Origin of the sequence: Streptomyces sp. NPDC008317 (genome assembly GCF_042955955.1) — a bacterium.
Classification (GTDB): domain Bacteria; phylum Actinomycetota; class Actinomycetes; order Streptomycetales; family Streptomycetaceae; genus Actinacidiphila.
Genome location: NZ_JBIBFQ010000002.1, coordinates 1,135,134 through 1,159,697, shown reverse-complemented (window position 1 = coordinate 1,159,697; position 24,564 = coordinate 1,135,134). Strand labels below are relative to the sequence as shown.

Below are 24,564 nucleotides of genomic sequence, written 5' to 3'. Positions count from 1 at the left end.
GACGGCTTCATCCGGGCAGGACGGCCTATCCGGGCCTCCGGACGGAGAACTCGTTGCCGTCGGGGTCGAGGAGCAGGACGTGGGCTCCGCCGTCGGTCTCCGCGGCCTCGGGGCGCGTGGCGCCCAGGGCGAGGAGGCGGTCGACCTCGGCGGAGCGGTCGGCGCCGGCGGGGAGGGCCAGTTCGAAGAAGAGGCGGTTGGTGCCGGTCTTGGGGGCGACGGGCGGCCCGCCCCAGGTGATCTTCGTACCGCCCTCGGGGGACTGGATCGCGGTCTCCTCGTCCTGGTCCCAGACCAGGGGCCACCGCAGGGCCTCGCTCCAGAAGTAGCCGACCTCGCGGGTGCCGTCGCAGGCCAGGGCGCCGATGACGCCGGTGTCGGCGAGGAATGTGTTGCCGGGCTCGATGACGCAGAATTCGTTGCCGTCAGGATCGGCGAGCACGACGTGCCCCTCTTCGGGGAGTTGGCCGATGTCGATGTGCTGTCCGCCCAGTTCCAGCGCCCTGGCCACCGTCTGCCGCTGGTCCTCGGCGGAGGCGCTCGTCAGGTCGAAGTGTGCTTGATTCTGGCGGGACTTGGGCTCCTGGCTCGGCAGGAAGCGGATACGGAAGCCGCCGGTCGCCCCGTCCGCGGCGGGCGGCACGATCGCGACACCGCCCTGCGCGTCCGCTTCCTCACCGGGGGTCACCTCCCAGCCCAGCACCCCGGACCAGAATTTCGCCAGCCCCGTCGGCCGCGTCGCGTTGAAGCAGATCGCGAACAGTTCACTGCTCATACCCCGTACCTCTCCGATCCCTCGACGTCCGAGCCGCACCCTAGACACGCCCGTCCGGCCCCCGCACCCGAGTTTCCGCCTCGGGCGGCGACGCCGGGCCCCGGCCCGAAGGACCCCCACCGGCCCACCGACGCGTCAGAAACTCAGATGCTCGTGCAGCATCTTCCACGCCCCGTCCCGCTTCACGATCACGTTCGTGCCCCGCCCCTCCCCTGACCGGGGCTGCACCACGCGTGCGATGTCGTGGCTGTTGTTGGCCTGCTCATACCGCGCCATGAACGCCGTGAGCTCGGCTGCGGGATCCGACACGCGCCGGGCTCAGGCGCTCGGGTGGGCGGTGGCAGCGGTGTCGGCGGCGGTGTGCGCGTCGGCGTCGGCCTCGGCGTCGGCGTCGGCGTCGGCGAGGAGGATCGCGGCGACGGCGTCCGGGGCCTCGTGCATGGCGTCGTGGCCGGTCGGGAGGTCGTGGACCCGCCAGGCGGGGTCGGCCTGGAGGCGGGCGCGGAGGCCGGCGAAGGGCGTCCGGTTCTCCCAGCCCGAGCAGTAGACGAACTCGCGGCGGGGGACGCGGGCGACCGCGCCGGTCAGCCGGACCGTCTGGAGGAAGGCGGCGAGGGGATGGGGGCGGCGGCGGGGATCGCCGCCGTCCGGCGGCCGGACGGAGTAGCCGGTGGCCGCGGCACCGGCGGCGAACACCTCCCGGAAGTGGTCGTTCGTCGACGACCAGCACGAATCACCGTCGCGCGGTACGTAGGCGTCGAGGTGCACCAGCCGGGAGATCCGGCCCTCCGCGCGGTCGGCCGCGGCGGCGACCACCATCCCGGCGTAGCTGTGGCCGACCAGCGTCGCGCCGGTGACGCTGTGGCGGTCCAGGCACCGCAGCACGTCGTCGGCGTGCGTGTCGAGACCGGCGGTCGCGACCGTCGCGCTGTCGTCGTCCGGCCGCAGACCGGTCAGGGTCAGGGCGTGCACGGTGTGCCCGGCGCGCTCCAGCAGCGGGACCACCGCCTCGAACGACCAGGAGCCCTTCCACGCGCCGGGTACGAGGACGAACGTCGCCATGTGCTTCTCCTTCTCCGGGTGACACGCGGCCCGGTCGGGCGCTCGGCGCGCCGCGGGACCACTGCGTACAGAGCCAGTCTCACGGGGGCAGGCGGTGGCGTGGTACCGCTACGATGCCAAGTCATGCCCGTTCGCTGCCAACCTCGCCCGGCCGCCGGTGTGACGTCCCATGTGTGGCCGTCCGGCGGGCGCCACCTCTGGCCGTCCGGCGAGGCGAGCGAGGTGCGGTCGCACCCACGCGGGCACCTGGTGTACGCGGCCAGCGGCGTCCTGGCGGTCCACACCGAGCGCGGCACCTCGATCGTGCCCGCCGACCGGGTCGCCTGGACCCCGGCGGGGTTCACGCACCACCACCGCGCTCACGGCGTCACCGACATGCGGATCGTCTTCCTCACGCCGTCCCTCGCCCGGCTCCTGCCCGGCCACCCCGCCGTGTTCCTCGCCTCCGGCCTCGCCCGCGAGGTCCTGCTCGCCCTGACCGGACCCCGCGCGCACGACGCCGACGTGCCCGCGCACAGCCCCGCCGCGCGCGCCCGCCTCCTGCGCGTCCTCGTCGACGACCTCCAGGAAGCGCACGAACAGCCCCTGCACCTGCCGGAGCCCGCGGACGACCGGCTGCGAGCCGTCGCCCGGATCCTCTACGAGAACCCGGCGGACAACTCCACGCTGGCCGAACTCGGCAGGACGATCGGCGCCAGCCCCCGCACCCTCAGCCGGCTCTTCCACGACGAACTCGCCATGACCTTCTACGAGTGGCGCACCCAACTGCGCATCCACCATGCCCTCGTGCTCCTCGCCGACGGCCACGACACCCTCCGCACCGCCGCCGCCTGCGGATGGGCCAACCCCAGCGGCTTCATCGCCGCCTTCACCGCCGTCCTCGGCACCACCCCCGGCCGCTACCGGTCCAACCGCCCCGCCCCCAGGCCGCCTTCGGCGTCGTGAAGCGGAGACTCGTCATCGAGACCAAGGTCGTCGCCACGGCTCGATTCCGGCCCCGGCTCGTCACTCAGGCCCGGCGTCGCGCCCACGGCGGCATCGCCGTGGCCCCCGCTGTCGCGCCTGCGGCTGTCAGGGCTTGATGACGACGGAGCGCACGATCTTGTCGGCGAAGGTCTGCCGCTTTTCGTCCCACAGCGGCCACAGATAGCCGAGCCCGCAGCAGACGGCGTCGAGGATGTGCAGGAGCCAGCGGCCGAAGGCCCTCCCGACGCCGAGGACTTGCCCGTCGGCCTCGCGTAGGAGGTGGATGCCGACCGCCTTCTTTCCGGGGGTCTGCCCGGTGGTGCCCGCCACGTAGCTCAGGCCGATGGCAATCAGGAGGACGAGAAGCGCGCCCCACTGGGCTGCTGCCGGCGTGCTGCCCAGCGCGTACCAGACGATGCGTTCGGGCACGTACACGATGATGCCGTCGATCAGTGCCGCCGCTACCCGTCGGCCCCACGACGCCAGTGGCGGCATCCCGCCCACCGGCACCTGCCCGTACACAGTCTGATCCGTAGGCCCCCCACGGGGATATTCCGGCAACTCATTTCCCGAGCCCGGTTGTTGCGGCGCAAGCACCCCGTCCACGCCCGTTCCGCCGCTACTTCCACCGCCAGGCTGAGACGCCCCTCTGTCATCCACGGCGTGGAGTAAAGCAGATTATGCCCACGAGTGATCGCCCCCTCCGCATGGAAGGACTCCCTCCGGATATGCCCGTGGTCTCCATCGTCCGCCCACCCGCCAGAAGACCCCTTTATGCACCCTTGACCTGAGCATGTACATCACATGTAAGATCTGCGAACTTGTGAGAATTCTGTGGCTCCGGGTGGGGACTTTGGGGCTGGGGCGGGGGAGAGCTCTGTGGTGGGCAGACATGCGCGCAGGTCGTTGATTGCTGCCGTGGCGGCGGTAATGGTGACGGGCGGCCTCGCGCCCTTGGGTGCGGGCGGGCAGGCGTTCGCCGCTCCTCCTTCGCAGACAGCGGAGAAGTCCCCGCAGGGAAAGGCCGCTTCGGCCCTCACCGAGGACGCCGCGAAGGCACAGGCCGCGTCGTCCGGGGCAGATGTGGAGATCACGTCGCTGCGGTCGGAGTCGAGCGAGACGTACGCCACGGCCGATGGCCAGTTCGAGGTGGTGGAGCATGTCCGGCCGGTGCGTGCCCGGATTCGCGGCGGGTGGCAGCCGGTTGACAACACTCTGACCGCGACGGCGCAGGGAACAGTAGTCCCGAATGCGACGACCGTGGGGATCACCTTCTCCGGCGGCGGCAGTAGCCCGTTGGTGTCGCTGGACAACGCGGGCAAGAAGCTGACCTACACGTGGCCCGCACCGCTTCCCGCGCCGGTACTCGACGGGGACACGGCCACGTACAAGAACGTTTTCCCTGACGTCGATCTGCAGATGCGTGCCGATGTGGACGGCTTCCACCAGGTGCTGGTCGTGCGCACGGCCGAAGCCGCGAAGAACCCGGCGCTCACTCAACTCAAGCTGGGAGTGCAGGGGCAGGGGCTGCGCCTGGCCGAATCGGTCGGCGGTGGCCTGGAGGTTACCGACGAGGCGGGCGGAGGTGTCGCATTCGAGGCCCCCCAGCCGCTGATGTGGGACTCGGCGAGCCCGACGGGCACGCAGACGGCCACCAAGACCGCAGGAGGCCGGGCGGCTTCTGCCGATGAGACGGCGGGGGCAGCCGACGATCTCGGTCCCGGAGACGCCTCGAACATCGCCCCGATCGATGTCGAGGTGTCCGCTGACGGGAGCGAACTGCATCTGACGCCCGACCAGAACATGCTGGCCGACGCGGGCACCCGCTTCCCGGTGTTCATCGACCCGCAGACGTACACGCCGAAGGCGTCGTCGTGGACGATGGTCTCGCGGTACTGGGCGTCCTCACCGCAGTGGCGGTTCAACGGGGACTCCGACGCGGGTGTCGGCTACTGCGGCTGGGACTACTGCGCCCCGTACGACCTGAAGCGGCTGTTCTACCAGTTCTCCACGTCGAAGTTCATCGGCAAGACGATCGTCAAGGCCACTTTCGTCGGGCATGAGACGCACTCGGCGAGCTGCGACAAACGCGTGGTCGAGCTGTGGCGGACCAAGCCGATCAGCTCGTCGACGACGTGGAACACGCAGCTCGCCAGCGGATTCTGGGCAGACGCACTCGGCACGGCCGATGTCGCCAAGGGCGGCGGTTCGGGATGCCCGGCCGGTGACGTGGAGTTCGAGGCCACGGACGGTGTGAAGTACGCGGTCTCTCACGGCTCTTCCACGGCCACGTTCGGTCTCAAGGCGACGGAAGAGGGGGACAAGTACGCGTGGAAACGGTTCTCCGACGACGCGTTCCTGCGGGTGAAGTACAACAAGCCGCCGACGCAGCTCAAGATGTCGCAGTTGTCGATGAATCCGGGCGGGACGTGCAATCCGCTCGGGAGCTCCACGCGGTTTGTGCCCACGGTCTCGGCGGTGAACGTCACCGACCCCGACGGAGACCACGTCGCCGTTCAGTTCGCGCTTCTGTGGGATGCGAGCAGAGGTACGAACCGGACGACGCACTGGACGTCAGCGTGGACGACGGCCAAGGCCTCGGGCTCCAGTTTCTCGATCGCCCTCCCCTCGACCATCCCGGAGAACCTCACAATCGGGTGGACGGTACGTGTGGCGGACTACGACGAGGAAAATCGGTACAGCTACTCCCCCTGGTCGTACGACGGGGCCGCGACCGCTTGCTACTTCGTCTACGACACCAGCGCACCGGCAAGCCCGACGATCACCTCCGGCGACTACCCGCCGATCAACGTCAACGATCCGCTGGACCCGAGCTATGACGGTGTCGGCCGGTATGGCACCTTCACCATTTCCTCTCCCACCGACAGCAGCACCACGAAGTACTGGTACGGGGTGAACGAAGAGCCGTCATCGGCCAACGTGATCACCACCACCGCGGGCGCGGCCAAGACGATCAAGTTCCGCCCCACGAAATCCGGTGTCAACATCGTCTATGCCTCCACACTCGACTCGTTGGGCAACAAGCGCGCGCCGACGTCGTACATGTTCAAGGTGAAGGCCGGCCAGCCGGCCAGGGCCGCGTGGAAGTTGGACGACCCAGCCGGTGCGACCGCCGCCGAAGGCAGTGGCGGAGAGCGGACGCTCGACATCGCGGGCAACCCCACGCTGGGTGTTCCGGGCGCCGTGGGCAATGCGGTCACGTTCGACGGGATCGACGACTACCTGTACTCCGACATCCCCACGGTGCACACGTCGTACGGGTTCTCGGTCGCCGCGTGGGTGAATCTGTCCACGATGCCGGGCTCCTCGGCGGTGGTGGCCGCGCAACCCGGCAACAACAGCCCCGGGTTCGAGCTGTACTACAACAAGACGACCGACCGCTGGGCGTTCAACCAGTACACGGCCGACACGACTTCAGCGACACCAGTAGAAGCGGCGCAGGCCGCCGGCGGCGGCGTCCATCCGGGTGAGTGGGTTCACCTGGCGGGTGTCTACGACTCGGCGGCCGACCTGATGACCCTCTACGTCAACGGAGTCGCGGCGGGTACGAAGGCGTACGCCACCCCATGGGACGCCCGCCGAGGACTGCAGATCGGCGCGGGCTCCCACGGTGGAAACCCGACCTCGTTCTTCCCCGGGTCCATCGATGACGTACGGATCTACGACAAGCCCCTGGTACAGAACGACGTCACCAGGCTGGCCAACAAGCAGCCGCTGGACACCGGACGCCCAGCCCGAGCGGTCTTCTCCCTCGACGAGGGAGCGACGCAGGACGACGGCGCTGCCACCACGGTGATCAGCGGACACGCAGACGTGCAGGCTGCCACGTACAAGGGCGGGGCGACGCCCGGTCAACCAGGTGTCTACGGCAACGCACTGACGCTCGACGGAGTCGACGACTACGCGGCCACTACGTTCCCGCACGTCAACGCAGTCGACAGTATGTCCGTGGTGGCGTGGGCGAAGCTCTCGGTCAAGCCCGACCACGGCGCGGTCGTCGTGACCCAGGCAGGGTCCTCACGTCCGAGTTTCGAGATCTACTACTCCAACGCACTCGGCTGGACGTTCGGCCAGTTCACCACGGACGCTCCCAGCGCCACACTGGTCCGGGCCGCACAAGGCGACACAACGAAATCCCCGGCCGGTGTGTGGACGCAGTTGGTCGGCACCTACGACGGTATCGCCGATGAGATGCAGTTGTACGTGAACGGCGTCCATGTGACCACCACCAGCTTCGCCACCCCCTTCTACAGCACTGGCGGCGTACAGATCGGTGCGAGTTCCTTCGACCATGTCGGGGGGGACTTCTTCCCCGGACAGATCGATGACGTCCAGCTCTTCGACCGGGCGCTGTCCGGTCCCGAGGTGTCCGACCTGTACCGGTCCAGGCCGATCGTGGCAGGCCGGTGGAAGCTGGACGCCGTCTCGGGCAGCCCCGCTGCCTCTCCCGACGATCTGCCCACAGCAGCGGACCGGCACCCGCTGAATCTGGGTACCGGGGCGAGTATCGACACCAGCGGCTACGTGGGGCCGGGCAGTCTGCTGCTTGACGGTACGAGCAACGGCTACGCCTCCACCACGGCGTCACCGATCCACACCAACACCAGCTTCACCGTCAGTGCCTGGGTCAAAGGACCGCGGCCGACATCGCCACGGACCGTGCTGAGCCAGGCGGGTGTGAAGAACTCCGCCTTCGCCGTGCGCTACGTCCCTGACCCGGACGACCCGAACGCCGGGCGATGGCAGTTGGACATGGCCACCACAGACGACAGCGCCGCGAAACACTCTCTCGCAGAGCACACCAATTTCCAGGACGACGGCTGGAGCAACATCACCGTTGTCTACGACGCCTTCGCTGCGCAGATGCGCCTGTACGTCGACGGCGGACTGCGTCAGTCGGTGTGCGCGGATGACGACGGCGACGGCACGCAGAACGACCCGACGTGTACGACGAAGGTGTCCTGGAACTCCGACGCGCATCCCTTCGACGCGACCAAGGGCCTGCAGATCGGGCGCTCCCTGAACGGCGGCGTCTTCGGCGAGAACTGGTCGGGCGCGATCGACGACGTGTGGGTCTTCCAAGGCGCCGCCAACGACGAGCAGATCGCAATTCTGGCCAATGGAAACGCGATCCCCACCAACCCTGGCCCCTGACCGGCCATGGCGGGGTGGCCGCACCAACTGTGCGGCCACCCCGCAGAGCAGTCCCAGTACCACCCTTTTGACCACGACCTTTCGGCGGACTGCCCCGAACCGGGGCGAGGGGGCATGGCTTGTGCGGCGCAGGACGGATTTCATGATGAAGCGGGCAAGGACAGCGACGACTTCTGCGGGCATGAGACGACGGATTCGCCGCAGGATCGCCGCAGTCGTCTCCGGCGCCCTGATCGCCACCCTGTTGCAAGGGGCGGTCCTCCCTGTGGCGGAAGCCGACGACATGCCGGGGATTCCGGCGTCGGAGAAGGCACTGAGCGGCCACGACGTGAAGATGGCACCCCGCCAGACCAAGGGTGCGCCTGGCATCCCCCAGTGGACGCCGAAACAGAACTGGCCGAAGGCCAGTACCGCGCAGGTGACGCTCCCCGCCCCGGGAAAGACCGCCACCGCCGTCCGCGCCGGAAGCACCGCGGTGGCGCTCACCACCGCGACCGCACAGACCGCCCGGGCGAAGACGGCGAGTAGGCCCCTGGAAGGCGCCGCCACCGTGCGGGTGCTTGACCATCAGGCCGCCCAGCGGGCCGGCGTGGACGGCATGCTCTTCTCTGTCAGCCGCCAGAACGCAGCCCGCGGGAACGCGGTGGGACTGACCGTGGACTACAGCGCCTTCTCCCAGGTCTACGGAGGCGGTTACGCCGCCCGGGTCCGACTGGTGCAGCTCCCGGCCTGCGCGGCCACCACGCCTGAAGAGCCGTCCTGCTCCACGCGTACTCCCGTTCCGGCCCGCAACGACCCGGCTGCCCACAGCCTTACCGCGGCATCGGTAGGCGTGCCTGCCGCGGGCCAGTCGCTGCTGCTCGCCGTGGCCACCGGGACATCGAGCGATCACGGTGACTACAAGGCGACGCCGCTGTCGTCGTCCGCGACGTGGAACGCCAACCTGAACACTGGTGACTTCACCTGGTCCTATCCGATGCCCACACCGGATGTGCCAGGAAAATTCACTCCGACTGTCAAGCTCGCCTACTCCTCCGGCTCTTTGGACGGACGTACGTCCAACTCCAACAATCAGGCGTCCTGGGCCGGCGACGGTTTCAACCTCTGGTCCGGTTCGATCGAGCGCAGTTACAAGCCATGCGCCGACGACAACGTGAAGAACGCCGACGGGAAGGCTCCCGGCGACCTGTGCTGGGCCTATGACAACGCGACGCTCTCCTTCAACGGGCACGCAGGAGAGCTCATCGCAACGGGAACCAACACCTTCCGTCTCAAGGGCGACGACGGCACCAAGGTCGACCGCGTCTACGGTGACACGAACAACGTCCGGGCCAACGGGGCGCGCAACGACGAGTACTGGAAGGTGACGACCACCGACGGTACCCGCTACTACTTCGGCTACAACCGGCTTCCCGGCTGGGCCACCGGCAACGCAGTCACCAACTCGGCCTGGACCGTGCCGGTCTACGGCGACGACTCCGGTGAGCCCTGCAACGCGGCCACGTTCGCCAACTCCTGGTGCCAGCAAGGCTGGCGCTGGAATCTCGACTACGCGGTCGACGTCCACGGCAACGCCATCGCCTACTTCTACAACAAGGAGACCAACACCTACGCCCGCAACCTGAAGCCCGCCGACGAAACCGCGTACGACCGCGGCGGCAGCCTCGACCACATCGAGTACGGGCTACGGGACAGTTCCGTCTACTCCGCCAAGGCACTCGCCCGTGTCGACTTCGCCTCAGCCGAGCGCTGCATCCCCGAAACCGGCGTCACCTGCGACGCGGGCACGATCAACGACAAGTCGTTCTACTGGTACGACACCCCGTGGGACCTGAACTGCGCCGCGGGCGCGGACTGCACGAAGTCCGCGTCCCCCACGTTCTGGACCCGCAAGCGCCTCACCGACGTCACCACCCAAGTCCTCAAGCCGGACAGCAGTGGCTACAACCCCATCGACACCTGGCACCTGGACCAGGGCTGGGGCATGGCCGACATCGACTACCAACTGCTCCTCAAGTCGGTCAAGCACACCGGCAAGTCGGCCACTCCGAACATCTCCCTGCCGCCGGTCACCTTCGGATACGACCAGCGCACCAACCGCCTCAAACAACCCGGCGACGACACGGCACCGTTCATCAAGGAGCGGCTGGCCACAGTCGTCGACGAATCCGGCGGACAACTCGACGTCACCTACTCCGCGGCCACCTGCGACGCTGCCCACCTGCCGACGCCGGCGTCCAACACCACCCGCTGTTTCCCGGTCTACTTCACCAAGCAGGGCGACACGGATCCCACTCTGCAGTGGTTCAACAAATACGTCGTCGACACCGTCGTCCGGACCGACCGCACCAAATCGTCGCCGGACATGGTCACCCGCTACTCCTACCTCGACGGGGCGGCCTGGCACTACGACGACGATGAAGGGCTCACCAAGGAGAAGTACAAGACCTGGTCGACCTGGCGCGGCTACGGCCACGTCCGGGTCCAGACCGGCGGTCAGGACCCGGTCGGTATGAAGACCCAGACCGACCACTACTTCCTGCGAGGCATGGACGGCGACAAGGGCGGCACCAACCCGGTCACCGTCTCCGACGACCACGGCGGCACCATCACCGACAGCGACCCGGTGGCGGGCTTCGAGTACAAGACCGAGCAGTACAGCGCGCCGGGCGGCAAGGTCTTGTCGAAGACCGTCAACACCCCCTGGTTCCACGAGACGGCCAAGCGGGTGCGGGACTGGGGCACGACCACGGCCGACCTCACCGGTACCGCGAACACTCGCACCTGGGCCTCGCTGGACAACGGCGCGGGAACCACCTGGCGGCAGACCTACAAGGTCAACAGCTTCGAGAACACCGCCGGGCGCGTCGTCAAGACCGATGACTTCGGTGACGAAAGCACTCCCGCCGACGATCAGTGCACCCGCGTCACCTATGCGGACAACACCAGCGTGTGGCTGCTCACCGCCGTCGCGCGCAGCGAGACCGTTGCCGTCAACTGCTCCGCCACCCCGAACCGGGCCAAGGACGTTCTCTCCGATGTCCGCACGGCCTACGACGGACTCGACTACGGTGTCGCGCCCACCAAGGGCGACGCCACCCACATGGCATCCCTGAAAAGCCATGACGGCAGCAAAGCTACCTACCTTGAGGCCGGCGCCACATACGACAGCACCTACGGTCGGCCTCTGACCGCGACGGACCTCACCGGTACTGTCACCGCCACCGAAACCACGAGCCCGGTCCGGACCAACCGCACTGACGGTCGGACGATGACCACGGCCTACGCCCCGGCGACAGGCTTTCCGACGACCGTAACCGTGACTTCGCCGCCAGCGGTGCCAGGCACGGCATCGACCTCACAGGCGACGAAGACCACCTACGACACGCTGCGCGGCCTGCCCCTCACAGCGCTGGACACCAATAACAAGCGCACCGACATGACGTACGACGCCCTCGGCCGCAGTCTGAAGGTCTGGCTGCCCGACCGGTCCAAGGCCAACAGCGACATTCCGAACTACCAGTTCGTCTACACCATCACCGACACCAAACCGATCTCGGTCGCCACCAAAACGCTCAAGAGCGACGCCGGGCAGCAGACCTCCTTCGCCCTGTACGACGGGTTCCTGCAGCCGCGGCAGACCCAGGCGCCCGGCCCGAACGGCGGACGTCTGGTGACGGACACGTTCTACGACGAGCGCGGTCAAGTTGTCATGGCCTTCGCCCCGTACTACAACACCAGCGCACCCTCGTCGGAGTTGCTGAAGCTCGATGACGCTCTCGGTGTCGAGACCCAGACCCGCAACACCTACGACGGCCTGGGCCGCGTCGTCCAGACCCAGCAGGTTTCGGGCAACAGCGGCGGCGGTGGCATTCTGGCAACCACCAGCACCACGTACGGCGGCGACCGCGTTACGGTCACGCCGCCGAGGGGAGCCACTCCGACCACCACGGTGGTCGACGCACGCGGCCGAACCACCGACCTGCTCCAGTACCACGCAGCCACCCCCACCGGAGCGGCCGACACGACCCATTACGGCTACACGCCCGCCGGGAAGCTGGAGAAGATCACCGACCCGTCGGGCACTGTCTGGTCCTACGGATACGACCAGCGTGGCAACCAGACCGGTGCGCACGACCCGGACAAGGGTGACACCTCCTCGGTCTTTGACGACCGCAACCAGCTCGTCTCCACCACCGATGCCAACCACCAGACGATCACGCATGTGTACGACGGCCTGGGCCGTGAGACCGAGACCCATGACGGCACCGCGACCGGACCGCTGCTGACCAGGCACGTCTGGGATCCGTCCGACTACAAAGGCCAACTCGCCTCCGCCACCCGCTACGTCGGCGGAGCCACCGGGACCGCGTACACCACCACGTACAACATCTACGACGCCCTCTACCGGCCCAACCGGATCACCACCACTATCCCGTCGGTCACCGGCGAGGAAACACTGGCCGGGTCATACCAGACCAACGTCAAGTACAACGCCAACGGCACACTCCAGTCGACCGGCTACCCCGCGGCCGGCTCCCTGGCCGCCGACGTCCTGGTGCCCACGTACGACGACGTGCTGCGCCTGGTCAAGCTCACCGGAACCGGCGGCACCACATACCTCACCGATGCCGTCTACAGCTTCACCGGCAAGCCGCTCCAGTACACCTACCAAAGCGGCGGCAAGAAGACCCAGGTCACCAACACCTACCAGTGGGGCACACAGCGCCTGGCCAACGCGCGCGTCGACCGCGAGGACGTCCCCGGCACCGACAAGTCCTCCACCTACGGGTACGACGAAGCCGGCAACGTCACCTCGATCAACGACGTCTCGCGCGACGGCACCGACAATCAGTGCTTCACCTACGACTACCTCGGCCGTCTCACCGAGACCTGGGCCCAGACGGCCGCCACCTGCGGCGACCCCAGCGCCGCGCTTCTCGGCGGACCGGCCCCCTACTGGCAGTCGTACACTTACGACCTCAGCGGCAACCGCAAGACCGAAACACTCCACGACCCCAACGGGGTGACGGCCAACGACGTCCACCGCGCCTACATCAATCCGAGCGCGACAGCGGCGCGGCCGCACACTCTCAGCGAAGTCGACACCACCGGAGCGACTGGAACAGCGGCCGACTACTACACCTACGACGCCACAGGGAATACCGCCACCCGCACTGTCGGCGGCGACAAGCAGACCTTGATCTGGGACGCCGAGGGCCATCTCGCCAAGGTCACCGAGGACGACGGAAACGGTGGCACCAAGACCGTCGTCTCCTACGTCTACGACGCAGACGGCAACCGCCTGATCACCCGCACCGCCACCGACACCACCGTCTACCTCGGCTCCACCGAGATCACCCTGACCAAGGGCGCCACCAAGGCCAAGGCCACCCGCTACTACGACCTCGGCGGCGGCACCCAGGCCATCCGCACCGACGACAACAAACTCAGCTTCCTCATCGGCGACCACCTCGGCACTTCCCAACTGGCCATCGCCGCAACCGACCTGGCCATGCAACAGCGCCGTTCCACCCCCTTCGGCGGAGCCCGCGGCACCCCGCCGGCCAACTGGCCCGGCAGCAAGGGCTTCATCGGCGGCACCATCGACCAGGGCACCGGCCTCACCCACCTAGGCGCCCGCGACTACGACCCCGCCACCGGCCGCTTCATCAGCGCCGACCCCCTCCTCGACACCGCCGACCCGCAGCAGATGAACGGCTACAGCTACAGCAACAACAGCCCGGTCACCTACAGCGACCCCACCGGCCTCCGTACCGACTGCGGCAGCAGCAGCCGCGACGGCGCCGCCTGCCCCAAGAACGACCAAAACGGCAACGGCCTGCCCGACAACGGCAAACAAACCGGAAACAGCCCCGCTCCCGTAACGACGAGCGCGGACACGGACCCGTCCTCCTGCGACCAGGACTGCCAGCGTATGAGGGACGCCTACAAGTGCGGTGTCCTCGGCTGCCAGGCAACACACAACCTTGGTGAATGGTGCCAGCACAACGAAGTCCTGTGCTACGCGCTCTCCAAGTCCGAAGGGTTCAACCGCACGATACAGAAAATCTGGGACACCGAGAAGGAAATGCTCGGGATCTCTGGCTTTGAGTCATGCAGAAACGGAGACCTCCTAGCCTGCGCGGAACTCCAGGCGAGCGTCGTATTCCAGAGCAAGCTGAGAGTCCTTGCGGCAGCGCTTCGCGAGGGCAACAAGTACACCGGTGGCACTCTAGGATGCCTGACGAACAGCTTCTCGCCGTCCACCCTCGTGCTCATGAAAGACGGCAAACTCAAGCCGATCAAGGACATCAAGCCCGGCGACGAGGTCGAAGCGGCAGACCCGAAAACCGGAAAACACATCGGCACCCGCCGCGTAACCGCCAGACTCGTCCACCACGACGACGACCTGACCGACGTCACAGTCCAGGCCTCGACCGGCGAGACAAAGACGCTTCACACCACTTCCCGCCACCCCTTCTGGGACGACACCAGCCACACCTGGGTGGAGGCAGGTCAGCTCATACCAGGCCATGTCCTCAACACGGAGGACAACAAGCACACCCGCATCCTCTCTGTCGCCGGCCGGCCCGGCGCCGGCGCGATGTACAACCTCACCATCGAACAGCTCCACACGTACTATGTACTCGCGGGTAAGACTCCGGTGCTCGTTCACAATTCGACACCATGCACTCCCGCCATCGGCCCTCAGCGTCCCACTGGAGTGGGTGACGACTGGGTGGCACGGGCAGCTGATAACGGAAAGGGAAGCGTGTGGCAGAAGCCTGGGTCTACCGGAAATGCTGACACGCTTCGCGTGATGAATCCGACCGGAAGGTACCCGGATGGCTATGTGCGTTTCACCAACAAGTATGGCCAGCCGATCGGGCTCGACGGAAAGCCCGGCTCGAAAGCGGATACGCATATCCCGATGAATCCAGACGGCACTTATCCACTTCCGGTGGGATGGTAGGAATGAACCTGAACCTTCGGGGTCAAGCAGTTACCCGTGTCTGCTTCGACGCGGCTCTCACACTCCTGACCAGTGGGGATTGCGAACTGCGCGTCGAGACCGAGGCGGTTCTTCAAGTCTCGGCCGGGGATCATGTGTCTTTCGATCCAGAATCCCCGGACGTTGCTGCTCCCCATCTCGTCCGGCTGGCCCGTGACGTGATTACTGAGGCTGAGGTGGGAAGAGTCGGGGATCTCGTGATCGAATTCGAAAGCGGCACGACACTGACTGTCCAGCCGGACGAGGAGTATGAGGCTTGGGGGTTTGTCGGGCCTAAGGGGAAGCGAGTGACCTGCATGCCCGGAGGAGAGATTGCGGTGTGGAGTGGTGAGTGATACCAGGCCGTAACCGGAAAACCTGATCTTCGCATCGTGCCTGCATGCAAGAGCAAATATGTGGCCCCGTCGGGAGCGTTCCGACGGGGCCACAGCGGTGCCTGACGGCAGTAGTTGACGGCAACGTCAGCGGACGGGTACTGCGCAAGGCGGTGGGTCGTCGCCGTCGTCGGGCTTGTTGGTGTTCTCTGCGGAGTGGCGGAGGGCGTGGCCGAGGAGGTCGATGGCGTCGCGTTGGAGGCGGAGTCGGACGTGGGCGTAGACGGTGGCGGTGACCCCAAACTGGGGCGTGACCCAACAGCTCCTTGATAACGACGAGTTCCATGCCTTGCTCCAGGAGGAGGATGGCCGTCGAGTGGCGGAGGCCGTGGAAGCGGATGCGGCGGAGTCTGGCCTGGCGGAGCAGGGTGTTGAGGTGCCGGGTGAGGGTGGACCCCTCTACCGGAGCGCCGTCCGGGCGGGTGAAGACATAGCCGCTGTCCTTCCAGCCCGTCCCCCCTGCCTCGCGTTCCTGGAGTTGTCGGTCGCGGTGCTGTTCGAGAGAGCACAGGCACGGCGTCGGTAGTGCGATCCGCCGCTCGGAGCTCTGGGTCTTCGTCGGGAGGGCGGTCAGGCCGTCTGAGTTGGTGCGCTGGAGGGTGCGTCGGATGCTGGCGGTTCCGCCGGCCAGGTCGAGGTCTTCCCAGCGCAGGCCCAGGAGTTCGCCCTTGCGGAGCCCGGTGTGCAGAGCGAGTTCGAGCAGCACCTCCAACCGGTGACCGTTGGCGGCGGCCAGGGATTCGCGGGCCTCGTCGGCGGTGAGAGGTTCGAAGCGGCGAGGCCGTGGCGTGCCCGTACGGACATTGCGGGAGACATTGCGCGGGATCTTCTCCTCCCGTACCGCGTGCTCCAGGGCGGACTTGAGGACGGAGCGCACGTAGGCGAGGGCCAGGGGCGGGAGCCACTTGGAGCAGCACTTTCCGGCAGCGCAGCAGAGGGGCTGGTCGCGGGCGGTATCGAGGCCGCGGGTGCGGCACTGGCAGGTGGTGCGGAGTTGGTTGAGCCAGGTGCGGATGTCCTTGGCGGTGAGCTTGACGAGCTACTTCCGCCCGAGGCCGAGGGTGAGGTAGATCCGGGCAACGGCGGTGTAGCGGGTGTGGGTGTTCTCCCGGAGTTGGTGGACGGCGACAGCATCGAGCCAGTACGTCAGGTACGCAGCCCTGCGCGGACGGGATGGGGAGGCCACGGTTGCTGGCGGCGATCTTCTCGGTGAGCTTGGCCAGGGCCTCTTTGCGGGTAGTGCCGTAGACGCGGATGCGGCGGTGGGTGTCGCCGGGGGCGAGGACGTATCCGGCGGCTTCCCAGCGGTTGTCCCTGCGCTGGTAGACGGTTCCGTCGCCGTTGGCGCGGGTCCGTCGGGAGGCGGGGTGTCGCGGGGTGTGGTCTGGCGGCGTCCTGTTCGAGTCGGGTGCGGATGAAGTCCGTGAGGGCGTGTGCGGGGATGCGGCGGGCGCGGCCGAGGGTGATCGAGTCGAGTTGCCGGGTGCGGAGCAGGTCGTAGACGGCGGAGCGGCCGAGTTGGAGGCGAGCCATGACCTGGGGGATCGTCAGCAGTTCCTGCATCGGACGCACCGCCGGGTGTAGGGCGGAGAAGTCGTGGTCATCAGCAGCCGCCTTCGGCCGCGAAGTGGCGTTGAAGTTCCCTGCGGTGCCAGACGTCAGCGGCGAGGAGGGGGCGCCGGGGCTGTAGCCCGAGCCGAGGTAGCCCCAGTGGCCGAAGACGAGAGTCGTGTCCGCATCGGAATCGGGGAGGCCGGCGTGGGCGCTGGCCTGTTCGGTGCGCCAGGTGCGGCGGGCGTCGCGGCCAGACCTTTCGTCGTCGGGTCGCTGCCCTTGTACTCGCGGAAGGAGGTCGCGTAGCACACGTACTATGTGCTGGCGGGTGAGACGTCGGTCCTCGTTCACAACGACTACGGATGTCGAATCTTTGGGTCCCAGTCGTCTTCCGGCCGGTTGAACGCGCCCAATACTCAGGGCGTCTACATCATCAAGACGAATGATGGAAAGGTGTATGTCGGGTCGGCGACCAAGGCGAACACTATTCACGTCAGAATCCATCGTGCATTTAGTGATCGTAGGCATGCTATCAGTGGTGCCGGATACAGTTCTTCTGACCTCCGAGAGATTGACTGGATTGAGATTCCCGGTGGCAATGATGTGCTGATATGCCAGCATGAGCAGAGTCTGATCGACTACTGCGGAGGTGTTGGTGGAGGGTCGCTCTTGGAACGCGCGGTAGGAATTTGGTATGACACAAAGACCTTCTCGATACTGGCGCGATGAAGCGGCGAAAGAGGCTCGCGCGGTTGCTGAAGGAAAGCTGAGCCCTGATTGCACTTCCTTCGCCGGTGTATATTTAACGGAGAGCGAGGCCGGCGCCGGCGAGTTGGCCGTTCGACATGGCGTGAGTTGCTATGAGGTTACCGATAGGTGGGGACAGCGGTGATTGGAGCCGCCCATTGGATTCCCCGTCAACGGGCCTGAAGTACATTTGGCCCGTGCAGACACTTCGTGTCGTCACGTCTGACGTGAGCTCTGCCATCCGTCGATGTGCCCGTTGCTCGACGACCCCCTCGCGTCGGGCAACGGGCACGTTCGGGATACGGATCAGCGCCCCCGCGTGCCGCCGACCGGTACCCATTCCCCCTGGTGTTCCCCCGGGTGTTCCCGTGGTGCGCCGGCGACGTCCTCCCCGGTCGTCGGCGCGTCCGCCGTGGCCCCCGCCACGATCCGGACTGCCTCCGCGGTCGCCATGAGTCCCCCGTACACCTCATGCCAACCGGTCGTGCCCCCAACGCCCTTGCCCCCCTCGGGCTCGGGCGGGTCGTTCATCGTGCGGTCACTCTCGTTCAGGTATGCCAGCATCCTTTCGTGCGGTGAATCCCCTCGATTCGGTTTCGACACGTGCATCCTCCCTGTCTCCCCCTGTTCTTCGTGTCGGGATTAGATCCCGACTCGGGACCACGGTGAAAGTGATCCGTGGTCCCGAGAAGCAGACCTATTCCGCGCGCCATTCCTCCTCCGGGCCGATGCCTAAGGCCAGTCGGGTGGCCTTCTTCAGGTCCTTGCTGACGGTCGCGGGCGAGACGCCCAGGTGGGCGGCGATCTCGACCCCGCTCAGGCCCCATACATGGGTCAATTCCCATATGGTGTACGGGCGTTCGTGGCCGATCGCGGCTCGTACGGCGGCGAGGAGTTCGATGAACTCCAGTGAGGCCGTGAGATGGTCCGCGGCGGGGCGGCCGGGAACGCCGGGCCACGGGACGCCTTCGGGGAGTTCCCCGGTCGGGTCCTCGTAGCGCGTACCGAGCCGGTTGTAGTGCGACTTGAGCTTGTTGCGGGCGACCACCGTCGCGAAGACGATCACCGGCTTCTCGAAGACGGTGCCCTTGCGGTACTCCAGGATGACGGCGATGCACGCCTCCTGCGTGATGTCCTCGGCGAGGACCGCGTCCCGGGTCAGTCGCCTGACCGCCCTGAGCAGGCGGGGATGTACCTCCTTCAGTTCTGCCTCGATGAGCCCTTCCAGCTCCTCCGACAGCCGTTTCGGCGGCGGTACGGCGCTCGTCGTCATGGCCCCCGAGCCTTGTCCCATGTCCTCCGCTCCATTCGATCTGCGGGTCGCCCCGCGTTGCCGGACATGGAGTAGGACGCGCGAGGCGCCGGATTCTTTCCACCGCCCCCGAAGGGGCTGGGCTTCAAGAATCCGGCGCCTCACACGCCCCTAGAGGCATGGACACACGACATGCGACCGACTCCGCCGACCCGGCCGAAGTCCTCGCCGACTTCGCACCAGGCGCAGCTGTCACGCATCGCCTGTCACGCATCACCGGGACCGCGACGGGTCCCGTATCCGGTCAGGCGGTGACCAGGGTCAGCCCGTAGCGGCTCAGGATCGGGTTGACCGGCTGGAACCAGGTCTGGCCGCCGCTGGTGCAGTTGCCCCAGCCGCCGGAGGTGACGCCCTGGGCCTGGTCGCCGGTGATGAACGAGCCGCCGGAGTCGCCCGGTTCGGCGCAGACGTTGGTGCCGGTCAGGCTGTAGACCGCGCCCTGGGCGTAGTTGACGGTGTCGCCCTGGGACAGGACGGTGCCGCAGTGCCAGTGGGTGGTGGAGCCGGAGCGGCAGATGGAGGAGCCGACCGGGGCGACGTTGGAGCCGCGGACCAGGACGTCGCTGACGGTGCCCCAGCCGAGGACGACCGGGACGGTCCACCAGCCGTTGCCGATGGAGATGTAGGAGTAGTCGTTGCCGGGGAAGGTGGAGCCGACGAAGGTGCCCATCGCCGAGCCGTCCCAGCCGGCCACGGAGCTGCCCGGCGTGCCGCAGTGCCCGGCGCTGACGAAGCCGCCGACCACCGAGAAGCCTATGGAGCAGCGGGTGTTGCCGTTGATGTAGTACGGGTCACCGCCGACGGTCCCGGCCGAGAAGGTGCGGGGCGCGGGGGAGTTGTCGGCCTTGACGGTCAGCAGCCCGGCGGCGCGGGCGGGCGCGAGGAAGGCCGCCACGTCGGCGCGGTTCTCCGCCCCCGCCTGTACGTCGGCGACGACGCGGTTGGTCGTGACGTCGACGCGCCAGCTCCGCACCGCGGCGGGCGCACCGGCCGACGACTTGGCCGCGGTGTCGAGCCCGGCCTTGGCCGAGTCCAGCGCGGCCGCGGTGTGCGCGACCTTCACGGTCGAAGCGCCGGTCGCGCGTACGGCCTCGGTCGCGGCGCTGTCGGTCACCCCCACCACCAGCTTGCCGGAGGCGGCGTCGAACCACTCGCCGCCGAACGCCTTTCCGGCCGCGCGCCGGGCGGTGGGCGCCAGCGTGGTCGCCGTCGCCTCGGCCTTCAGCCGCGCGGTCGCCTGCGTCTGGGTCAGCCCCAGGTCCCGCTGCATGGCGCTCACCAGTCCCGGCGACAACGGCTCCGAGGCCGACGCCGAGGTCACCGGCGCCAGCCCCAACGCCCCTACTCCCAAAGCCACTACGGCGGACAGACACCAGCCCGTACGAGTCATACGTCGCATCGACGCGCTCCTTTGCACCTTCTCGCGAGCGAGAAATCGTGGGGGGACAACACACTCGAACAGCGCCCGGCAGTCCAGCGCGCCTCCACCGCACGAGAGCGCTCTCACCACCGGCCGTCCCCCACCATCAAACGATGTCGAGCACATGTCAACACCGCCTCATGTGTAACACCCGTTTCGTCCATGGATATCCGGAGGTAAAACGTCCGCCATGGCGAGATATCCGAGTCGCAAAGAAGCCGGACCCGCGCGCCGCCGGACCCGGACATGCCGCCGGGGGCGGCCGGCGGCCATGAACGGCCGCCGCCCGCCCCCGGCTTGTGGGGGGAGGAGAAAAGAACGGTGAGAAGGAAGGAGCGGCAGCGGGTGCTACCAGCCCACCGCGATCTCCATCCACTGCGGGTTCTGGAGCGAGGCGTACGCGGCCTGCCCGGCCACGTCGTCGTACGGGAACCCGTAGGCGAGGTGGTTGATCGCGTGGTCGTGCCAGAACTTGGCGTACCAGTTGGCCGGGTCGCCGCCCGTGTAGAACTTGGTCGGGTCCTCCCACTGGCTGGACGGGAGGTTGGCGGTGTGCCGGTTGAGCGCGGCGCACATGCCGGGGTTGCCCGCCAGCGAGCCCGCGCAGCCGAAGATGTTGGACGTGGGCTCGTTGACACCGACCGAATTGGCGTACGCCGTGAAGTAGTTGGCGTTCGCGCCGCCCGCGCGGAAGCTCGGGTCGCTGCCCGGCGCGATGATCCGGTACGGGGCCTGGGTCTGGGCCAGCACCTTGAACTGCTGCGGTACGGCGGCCTGGAACTGCGCGAAGGTCGCCTCCCGGCTCTGGTTGAACAGGTCCTGGCTGTCACCGAGCTGGACGTCCTGGCCGTCGTGCGTGTGCAGCCGGATGGCCAGCGGCAGGCCCCAGGCGTCGACCCGGGTGGTGTTCCCGTTGAAGACGTTGGCGCCGATGGTGAACTCGATGAAGTCGTAGTACTGGCTGTTCGGCGAGCCGAGGTAGAAGTACATCCGGCCCGAGGAGTTCGCCGGCATGTCGAAGTACGGCTGCTCGGCGATCGAGTGGACCGTGCCGTTGAAGCTCCAGTACACCTGGCTGTCCGGGTACTGGCCGTTGGTCCGGTTGAGGATCTTCAGCTCCATCACATTGTGCGCGGCCGGAATGTCGTCCGTCGTGCCCCAGAAGCTGTCACTGGGCGGTGTGGTGGGGGGAGTCGTGGTGCCGCCGCCGGTGGTGTTGACGGTCAGCTCCCACAGCGAGTAGCCGTACGCGGTGGCGCGGGCGGTGCCGTTGACCCGCAGGTAGCGGCCGGTGCCGGTGACGTTGAGCGCCTGGACGCCGCCGGTCCCGGTGGTGGTGGAGTAGATGTTCGTCCAACCGCCGGTACCGCTGTCGGACACCTGGATCTGGAAGCCGGTGGCGTACGCCGCCTCCCAGTTGAGGCCGACCTTGCAGATGGTCTGCGAGGAGCCGAGGTCGACCTGGAGCCACTGCGGGTCGCCGAAGGCGCTGGACCAGCGGGTGCCGGTGTTGCCGTCGACCGCCGCCGAGGCGGGGGTGGTCGCGTTCTCGGTGGAGGACGCGGTGGCCGGGTGGTTCAGCGCGGCGTTGGCCGTGCCGCAGGCGGCGGGCGGCGTCGTACCGCCGTTGCCGTACACCTGGAACTCCCACAGGGAGTAGCCGTACTGGGTGGCGCGGACCGTGCCGTACACCCGGACATAGCGCCCGGAACCGTTTACGGTCAGCGTCTGGTTGCCGCCCGTTCCGGTCGTGGTGGAGTAGATGTCGGTCCAGGTCGTGCCGTTGGCCGACGTCTGGATCTTGAAGGATTTCGCGTACGCCGCCTCCCAGTTGAGGGCGACGGAGGTGATCGTCTGCGAGGAGCCGAGGTCGACCTGGAGCCACTGCGGATCGGCGGCGGCGCTCGACCAGCGGGTGCCGATGTTGCCGTCCACGGCGGCCGACGCGGGGGTGCCCGCGTTCTCCGTCGAGGACGCGGTGGCCGGCTTGCCCTGGGAGAGCAGGGTGTCCGCCGCGCGGGCCGGGGACTGGGTCCAGACGAGCGCCAGGCTCGCCAGCAGGGCCGCGAGGACGGTGAAGATCAGAACCGGCCGGCGCCCGCCGCGCCACGGCCGTTGGCGCACCGACAGGGTAGTGCTGCCTGACATGTGTTCTCCTCAACCGGGTGGGGGTCCGTGATGGAGGCCGGAGGGAGCCGGAGTGCATTGAGAGCGCTCTCCCGGCGAGGTGATGTTTACAAGCGCCGAACAGCCGCGTCAATGAGTTGTTCAATAATGGTCAGTTGGCCCCGTGCCCGATTTCGAGAACCGAACGCGAGCGGACGCCGAACCCGCAGCTCACACCCCGCGCGCCGTCGTTCGCGCCTCGCACTCCCGCGCGGCGCGAAGGAGCGGCCCCGCACACGCCATCCATGCGCGGGACCGCTCCGGCTCGTCACGTCACCGGGCTACCCCAGCGACGCCAGGTGATCGCGCAGCCCGATCCCGTACGCCGTCGGCGTCCCGTCGTACGCCGAGATCAGCGACGGTCCCGAGGAGCAGTCCCAGGTGTTCCAGGTCCACCCCAGGTACGACAGCTTGTGCGCGTCCAGCCAGTTCATGAACTGGTCGATGAAGCCGTGCGAGCAGGTGTTCTCGCCGATCTCACCGGCCACCAGCGGGACCTGCGCCGCGACCGGCGCGACCTGCGAGTCCCAGCAGGCCGCCGAGGAGCAGGTGTTGAAGTTGTAGACGTGGAGCGCGGCGCCCAGATTGCCCGTCGGGTCCGTGGGCTTGTGCGCCAGCCAGCCGGTCAGGTCGTTGGAGTACGCCAGACCGCCCGCCAGGATCACGTTCTGCGCGCCGGTGCCGCGTACGGCGTTGATCATCGACTGCATGCCGGCCACCTGGTAGCCGATCCCCGGGCAGGTGCCGCCGTCCCGCCAGCAGGTCCACGCCTGCTCGGTGGTGGAGGTGGCGCGGTCCGGGTAGGGCTCGTTGAACAGGTCGAAGACCACCGAGGTGTTGTTCTTGAACGCGTTGGCCACGCCGGTCCAGAACGGGATCGCGTACTGCGCGTCCGGCATCGGCTTCTGGCAGGTCGCGTTGACGTCCGAGCAGCCCGCCGAGTTGCCGGTGTACGTGCCGTGGCTCCAGTGCAGCTCCACGATCGGCGTGATGCCGTGCGCGACCAGCCGGTTGACCCAGCCGGTGATCGCCGAGACGTAGTTGGCGCCGCCGTACGCGGCGGGCACGTACGAAAGGCCCTGCCAGCAGTCCTCGTTGAGCGGGACGCGGACCGCCGTGACGTGCCAGCTCTTGATCGCGTCGATCGCCGCGTCGTCCACCGGGCCGTCGAAGACGCCGTAGCCCTGCGCGCACATGAACTCGGTGCCGGAGCGGTTGACGCCGTGCAGCACGACGTTCTTGCCGGTGGAGTCGACGAGCTGGTTGCCGGAGACGTGCAGCTTGGGCGGCGCGGTGTCACCACCGGGCGGAGTCGTCGGCGGTGTGGTCGGCGGCGTTGTCGGGGGTGTCGTGGGCGGGGTCGTCGGGGGAGTGGTCGGGGGCGTGGTGGGCGGCGTCGTGCCGTTCACATTGCACGTGGTCCCGTTGAGTTTGAAGACCGTCGGCGCCGGGTTGGAGCCCGACCAGTTGGCCAGGAATCCGGCGCTCACCGAACCGCCCGTGGCGATCGTCCCGTTGTACGACATCGAGGCGACGCTGACGGTCTTGCCGGACTGGGTCCAGGTGCCGTTCCAGCCCTGGGTGACCTTCTGGCTGCCGGGGAAGTCGAAGCTGAGATTCCAACTGGTCGTCGCGGCGGCGTTGTTGGTGATCACCACATCGCCCTGGAATCCGGCGTCCCACTGGCTGGTCACCGAGTAGGTCACCGAACAGGCGGGGGCGGCACCCGACGCGGTCGCGCCGAGCGCGGCGGGTAGTAGCGCGGCGGCGGTCGCGGCCGTCGTGACGGCCGCGATCCCGAATGCCGCGGTGCGCGTGGGTCGTCGCATGTGCGACTCCTCGTAAGTGGGGGGATCGAGAAGTGGACGCGCTCCCACTGGTCCGCCGCAGACCATAGCGGCAAGTCGGCGAGGGCGGTAGGGGTTCGGTGACGACCGTGTCGACTTCTGTAGCGACTCCCCGGTGATAGCGGCATGAACATGCCGTTCTGCTTCACCT

14 protein-coding genes and 1 pseudogene are annotated in these 24,564 nt (G+C 67.7%); 4 read left to right on the top strand and 11 right to left on the bottom strand.

The window, feature by feature from the left end; translation table 11 throughout:
* Positions 1-25: 25 nt before the first annotated feature.
* The 3 genes from ACFY9V_RS09970 to ACFY9V_RS09960 all read right to left on the bottom strand — a co-directional run bounded on the left by ACFY9V_RS09970 (position 26) and on the right by ACFY9V_RS09960 (position 1,837).
* A complete protein-coding gene (locus ACFY9V_RS09970; RefSeq protein WP_391160550.1) occupies positions 26-775 on the bottom strand; it encodes a VOC family protein in 750 nt (249 codons plus the stop codon).
* A gap of 135 nt (positions 776-910) precedes the next feature.
* Complete coding sequence (locus tag ACFY9V_RS09965) at positions 911-1,084, bottom strand: nuclear transport factor 2 family protein (RefSeq protein WP_391160547.1); 174 nt, start codon at positions 1,082-1,084, stop codon at positions 911-913.
* A 9-nt stretch (positions 1,085-1,093) separates the two neighbouring features.
* Entirely contained in the window at positions 1,094-1,837 is a 744-nt protein-coding gene (locus tag ACFY9V_RS09960) for an alpha/beta fold hydrolase (RefSeq protein WP_391160546.1), read from the bottom strand.
* Positions 1,838-1,960: 123 nt separating this feature from the next.
* On the opposite strand from ACFY9V_RS09960, the gene ACFY9V_RS09955 reads away from it, so the two are divergent.
* The gene (locus ACFY9V_RS09955; RefSeq protein WP_391160543.1) at positions 1,961-2,782 is read left to right on the top strand and encodes a helix-turn-helix domain-containing protein; all 822 of its coding nucleotides are present in this window, start codon (positions 1,961-1,963) and stop codon (positions 2,780-2,782) included.
* A gap of 126 nt (positions 2,783-2,908) precedes the next feature.
* On the opposite strand, the gene ACFY9V_RS09950 is transcribed toward ACFY9V_RS09955, so the two are convergent.
* Complete coding sequence (locus ACFY9V_RS09950; protein ID WP_355337222.1) at positions 2,909-3,298, bottom strand: RDD family protein; 390 nt, start codon at positions 3,296-3,298, stop codon at positions 2,909-2,911.
* A gap of 423 nt (positions 3,299-3,721) precedes the next feature.
* On the opposite strand from ACFY9V_RS09950, the gene ACFY9V_RS09945 reads away from it, so the two are divergent.
* The 3 genes from ACFY9V_RS09945 (at position 3,722) to ACFY9V_RS09935 (ending at position 15,328) form a co-directional block, all read left to right on the top strand.
* Entirely contained in the window at positions 3,722-7,978 is a 4,257-nt protein-coding gene (locus ACFY9V_RS09945; protein ID WP_391160541.1) for a LamG-like jellyroll fold domain-containing protein, read from the top strand.
* 121 nt (positions 7,979-8,099) lie between these two features.
* On the top strand, positions 8,100-14,954 hold the full coding sequence (locus tag ACFY9V_RS09940; RefSeq protein WP_391160538.1) for an RHS repeat-associated core domain-containing protein: 6,855 nt from the start codon (positions 8,100-8,102) through the stop codon (positions 14,952-14,954).
* Between the two features lie 2 nt (positions 14,955-14,956).
* Entirely contained in the window at positions 14,957-15,328 is a 372-nt protein-coding gene (locus tag ACFY9V_RS09935) for a DUF6188 family protein (protein ID WP_391160536.1), read from the top strand.
* On the opposite strand, the gene ACFY9V_RS09930 is transcribed toward ACFY9V_RS09935, so the two are convergent.
* The 7 genes and pseudogenes from ACFY9V_RS09930 to ACFY9V_RS09900 form a co-directional block, all read right to left on the bottom strand.
* Positions 15,267-16,073, bottom strand: a complete 807-nt coding sequence (locus ACFY9V_RS09930; protein ID WP_391160620.1) for a tyrosine-type recombinase/integrase — start codon at positions 16,071-16,073, stop codon at positions 15,267-15,269. The genes ACFY9V_RS09935 and ACFY9V_RS09930 overlap by 62 nt on opposite strands.
* A gap of 333 nt (positions 16,074-16,406) precedes the next feature.
* The gene (locus ACFY9V_RS09925; RefSeq protein WP_391160624.1) at positions 16,407-16,553 is read right to left on the bottom strand and encodes a hypothetical protein; all 147 of its coding nucleotides are present in this window, start codon (positions 16,551-16,553) and stop codon (positions 16,407-16,409) included.
* Positions 16,554-16,753: 200 nt separating this feature from the next.
* Positions 16,754-16,930 (bottom strand): annotated as a pseudogene (locus tag ACFY9V_RS09920) (helix-turn-helix domain-containing protein); the annotation flags it as partial.
* A 1,435-nt stretch (positions 16,931-18,365) separates the two neighbouring features.
* Positions 18,366-18,962, bottom strand: a complete 597-nt coding sequence (locus ACFY9V_RS09915) for a sigma-70 family RNA polymerase sigma factor (protein ID WP_355336971.1) — start codon at positions 18,960-18,962, stop codon at positions 18,366-18,368.
* Between the two features lie 262 nt (positions 18,963-19,224).
* Entirely contained in the window at positions 19,225-20,379 is a 1,155-nt protein-coding gene (locus tag ACFY9V_RS09910) for an alpha-lytic protease prodomain-containing protein (RefSeq protein ID WP_391160533.1), read from the bottom strand.
* Positions 20,380-20,748: 369 nt separating this feature from the next.
* Positions 20,749-22,548, bottom strand: coding sequence for a discoidin domain-containing protein (locus ACFY9V_RS09905; protein WP_391160530.1), 1,800 nt, complete (start codon positions 22,546-22,548; stop codon positions 20,749-20,751).
* A 299-nt stretch (positions 22,549-22,847) separates the two neighbouring features.
* A complete protein-coding gene (locus ACFY9V_RS09900) occupies positions 22,848-24,395 on the bottom strand; it encodes a cellulose binding domain-containing protein (RefSeq protein WP_391160528.1) in 1,548 nt (515 codons plus the stop codon).
* Positions 24,396-24,564: the final 169 nt, after the last annotated feature.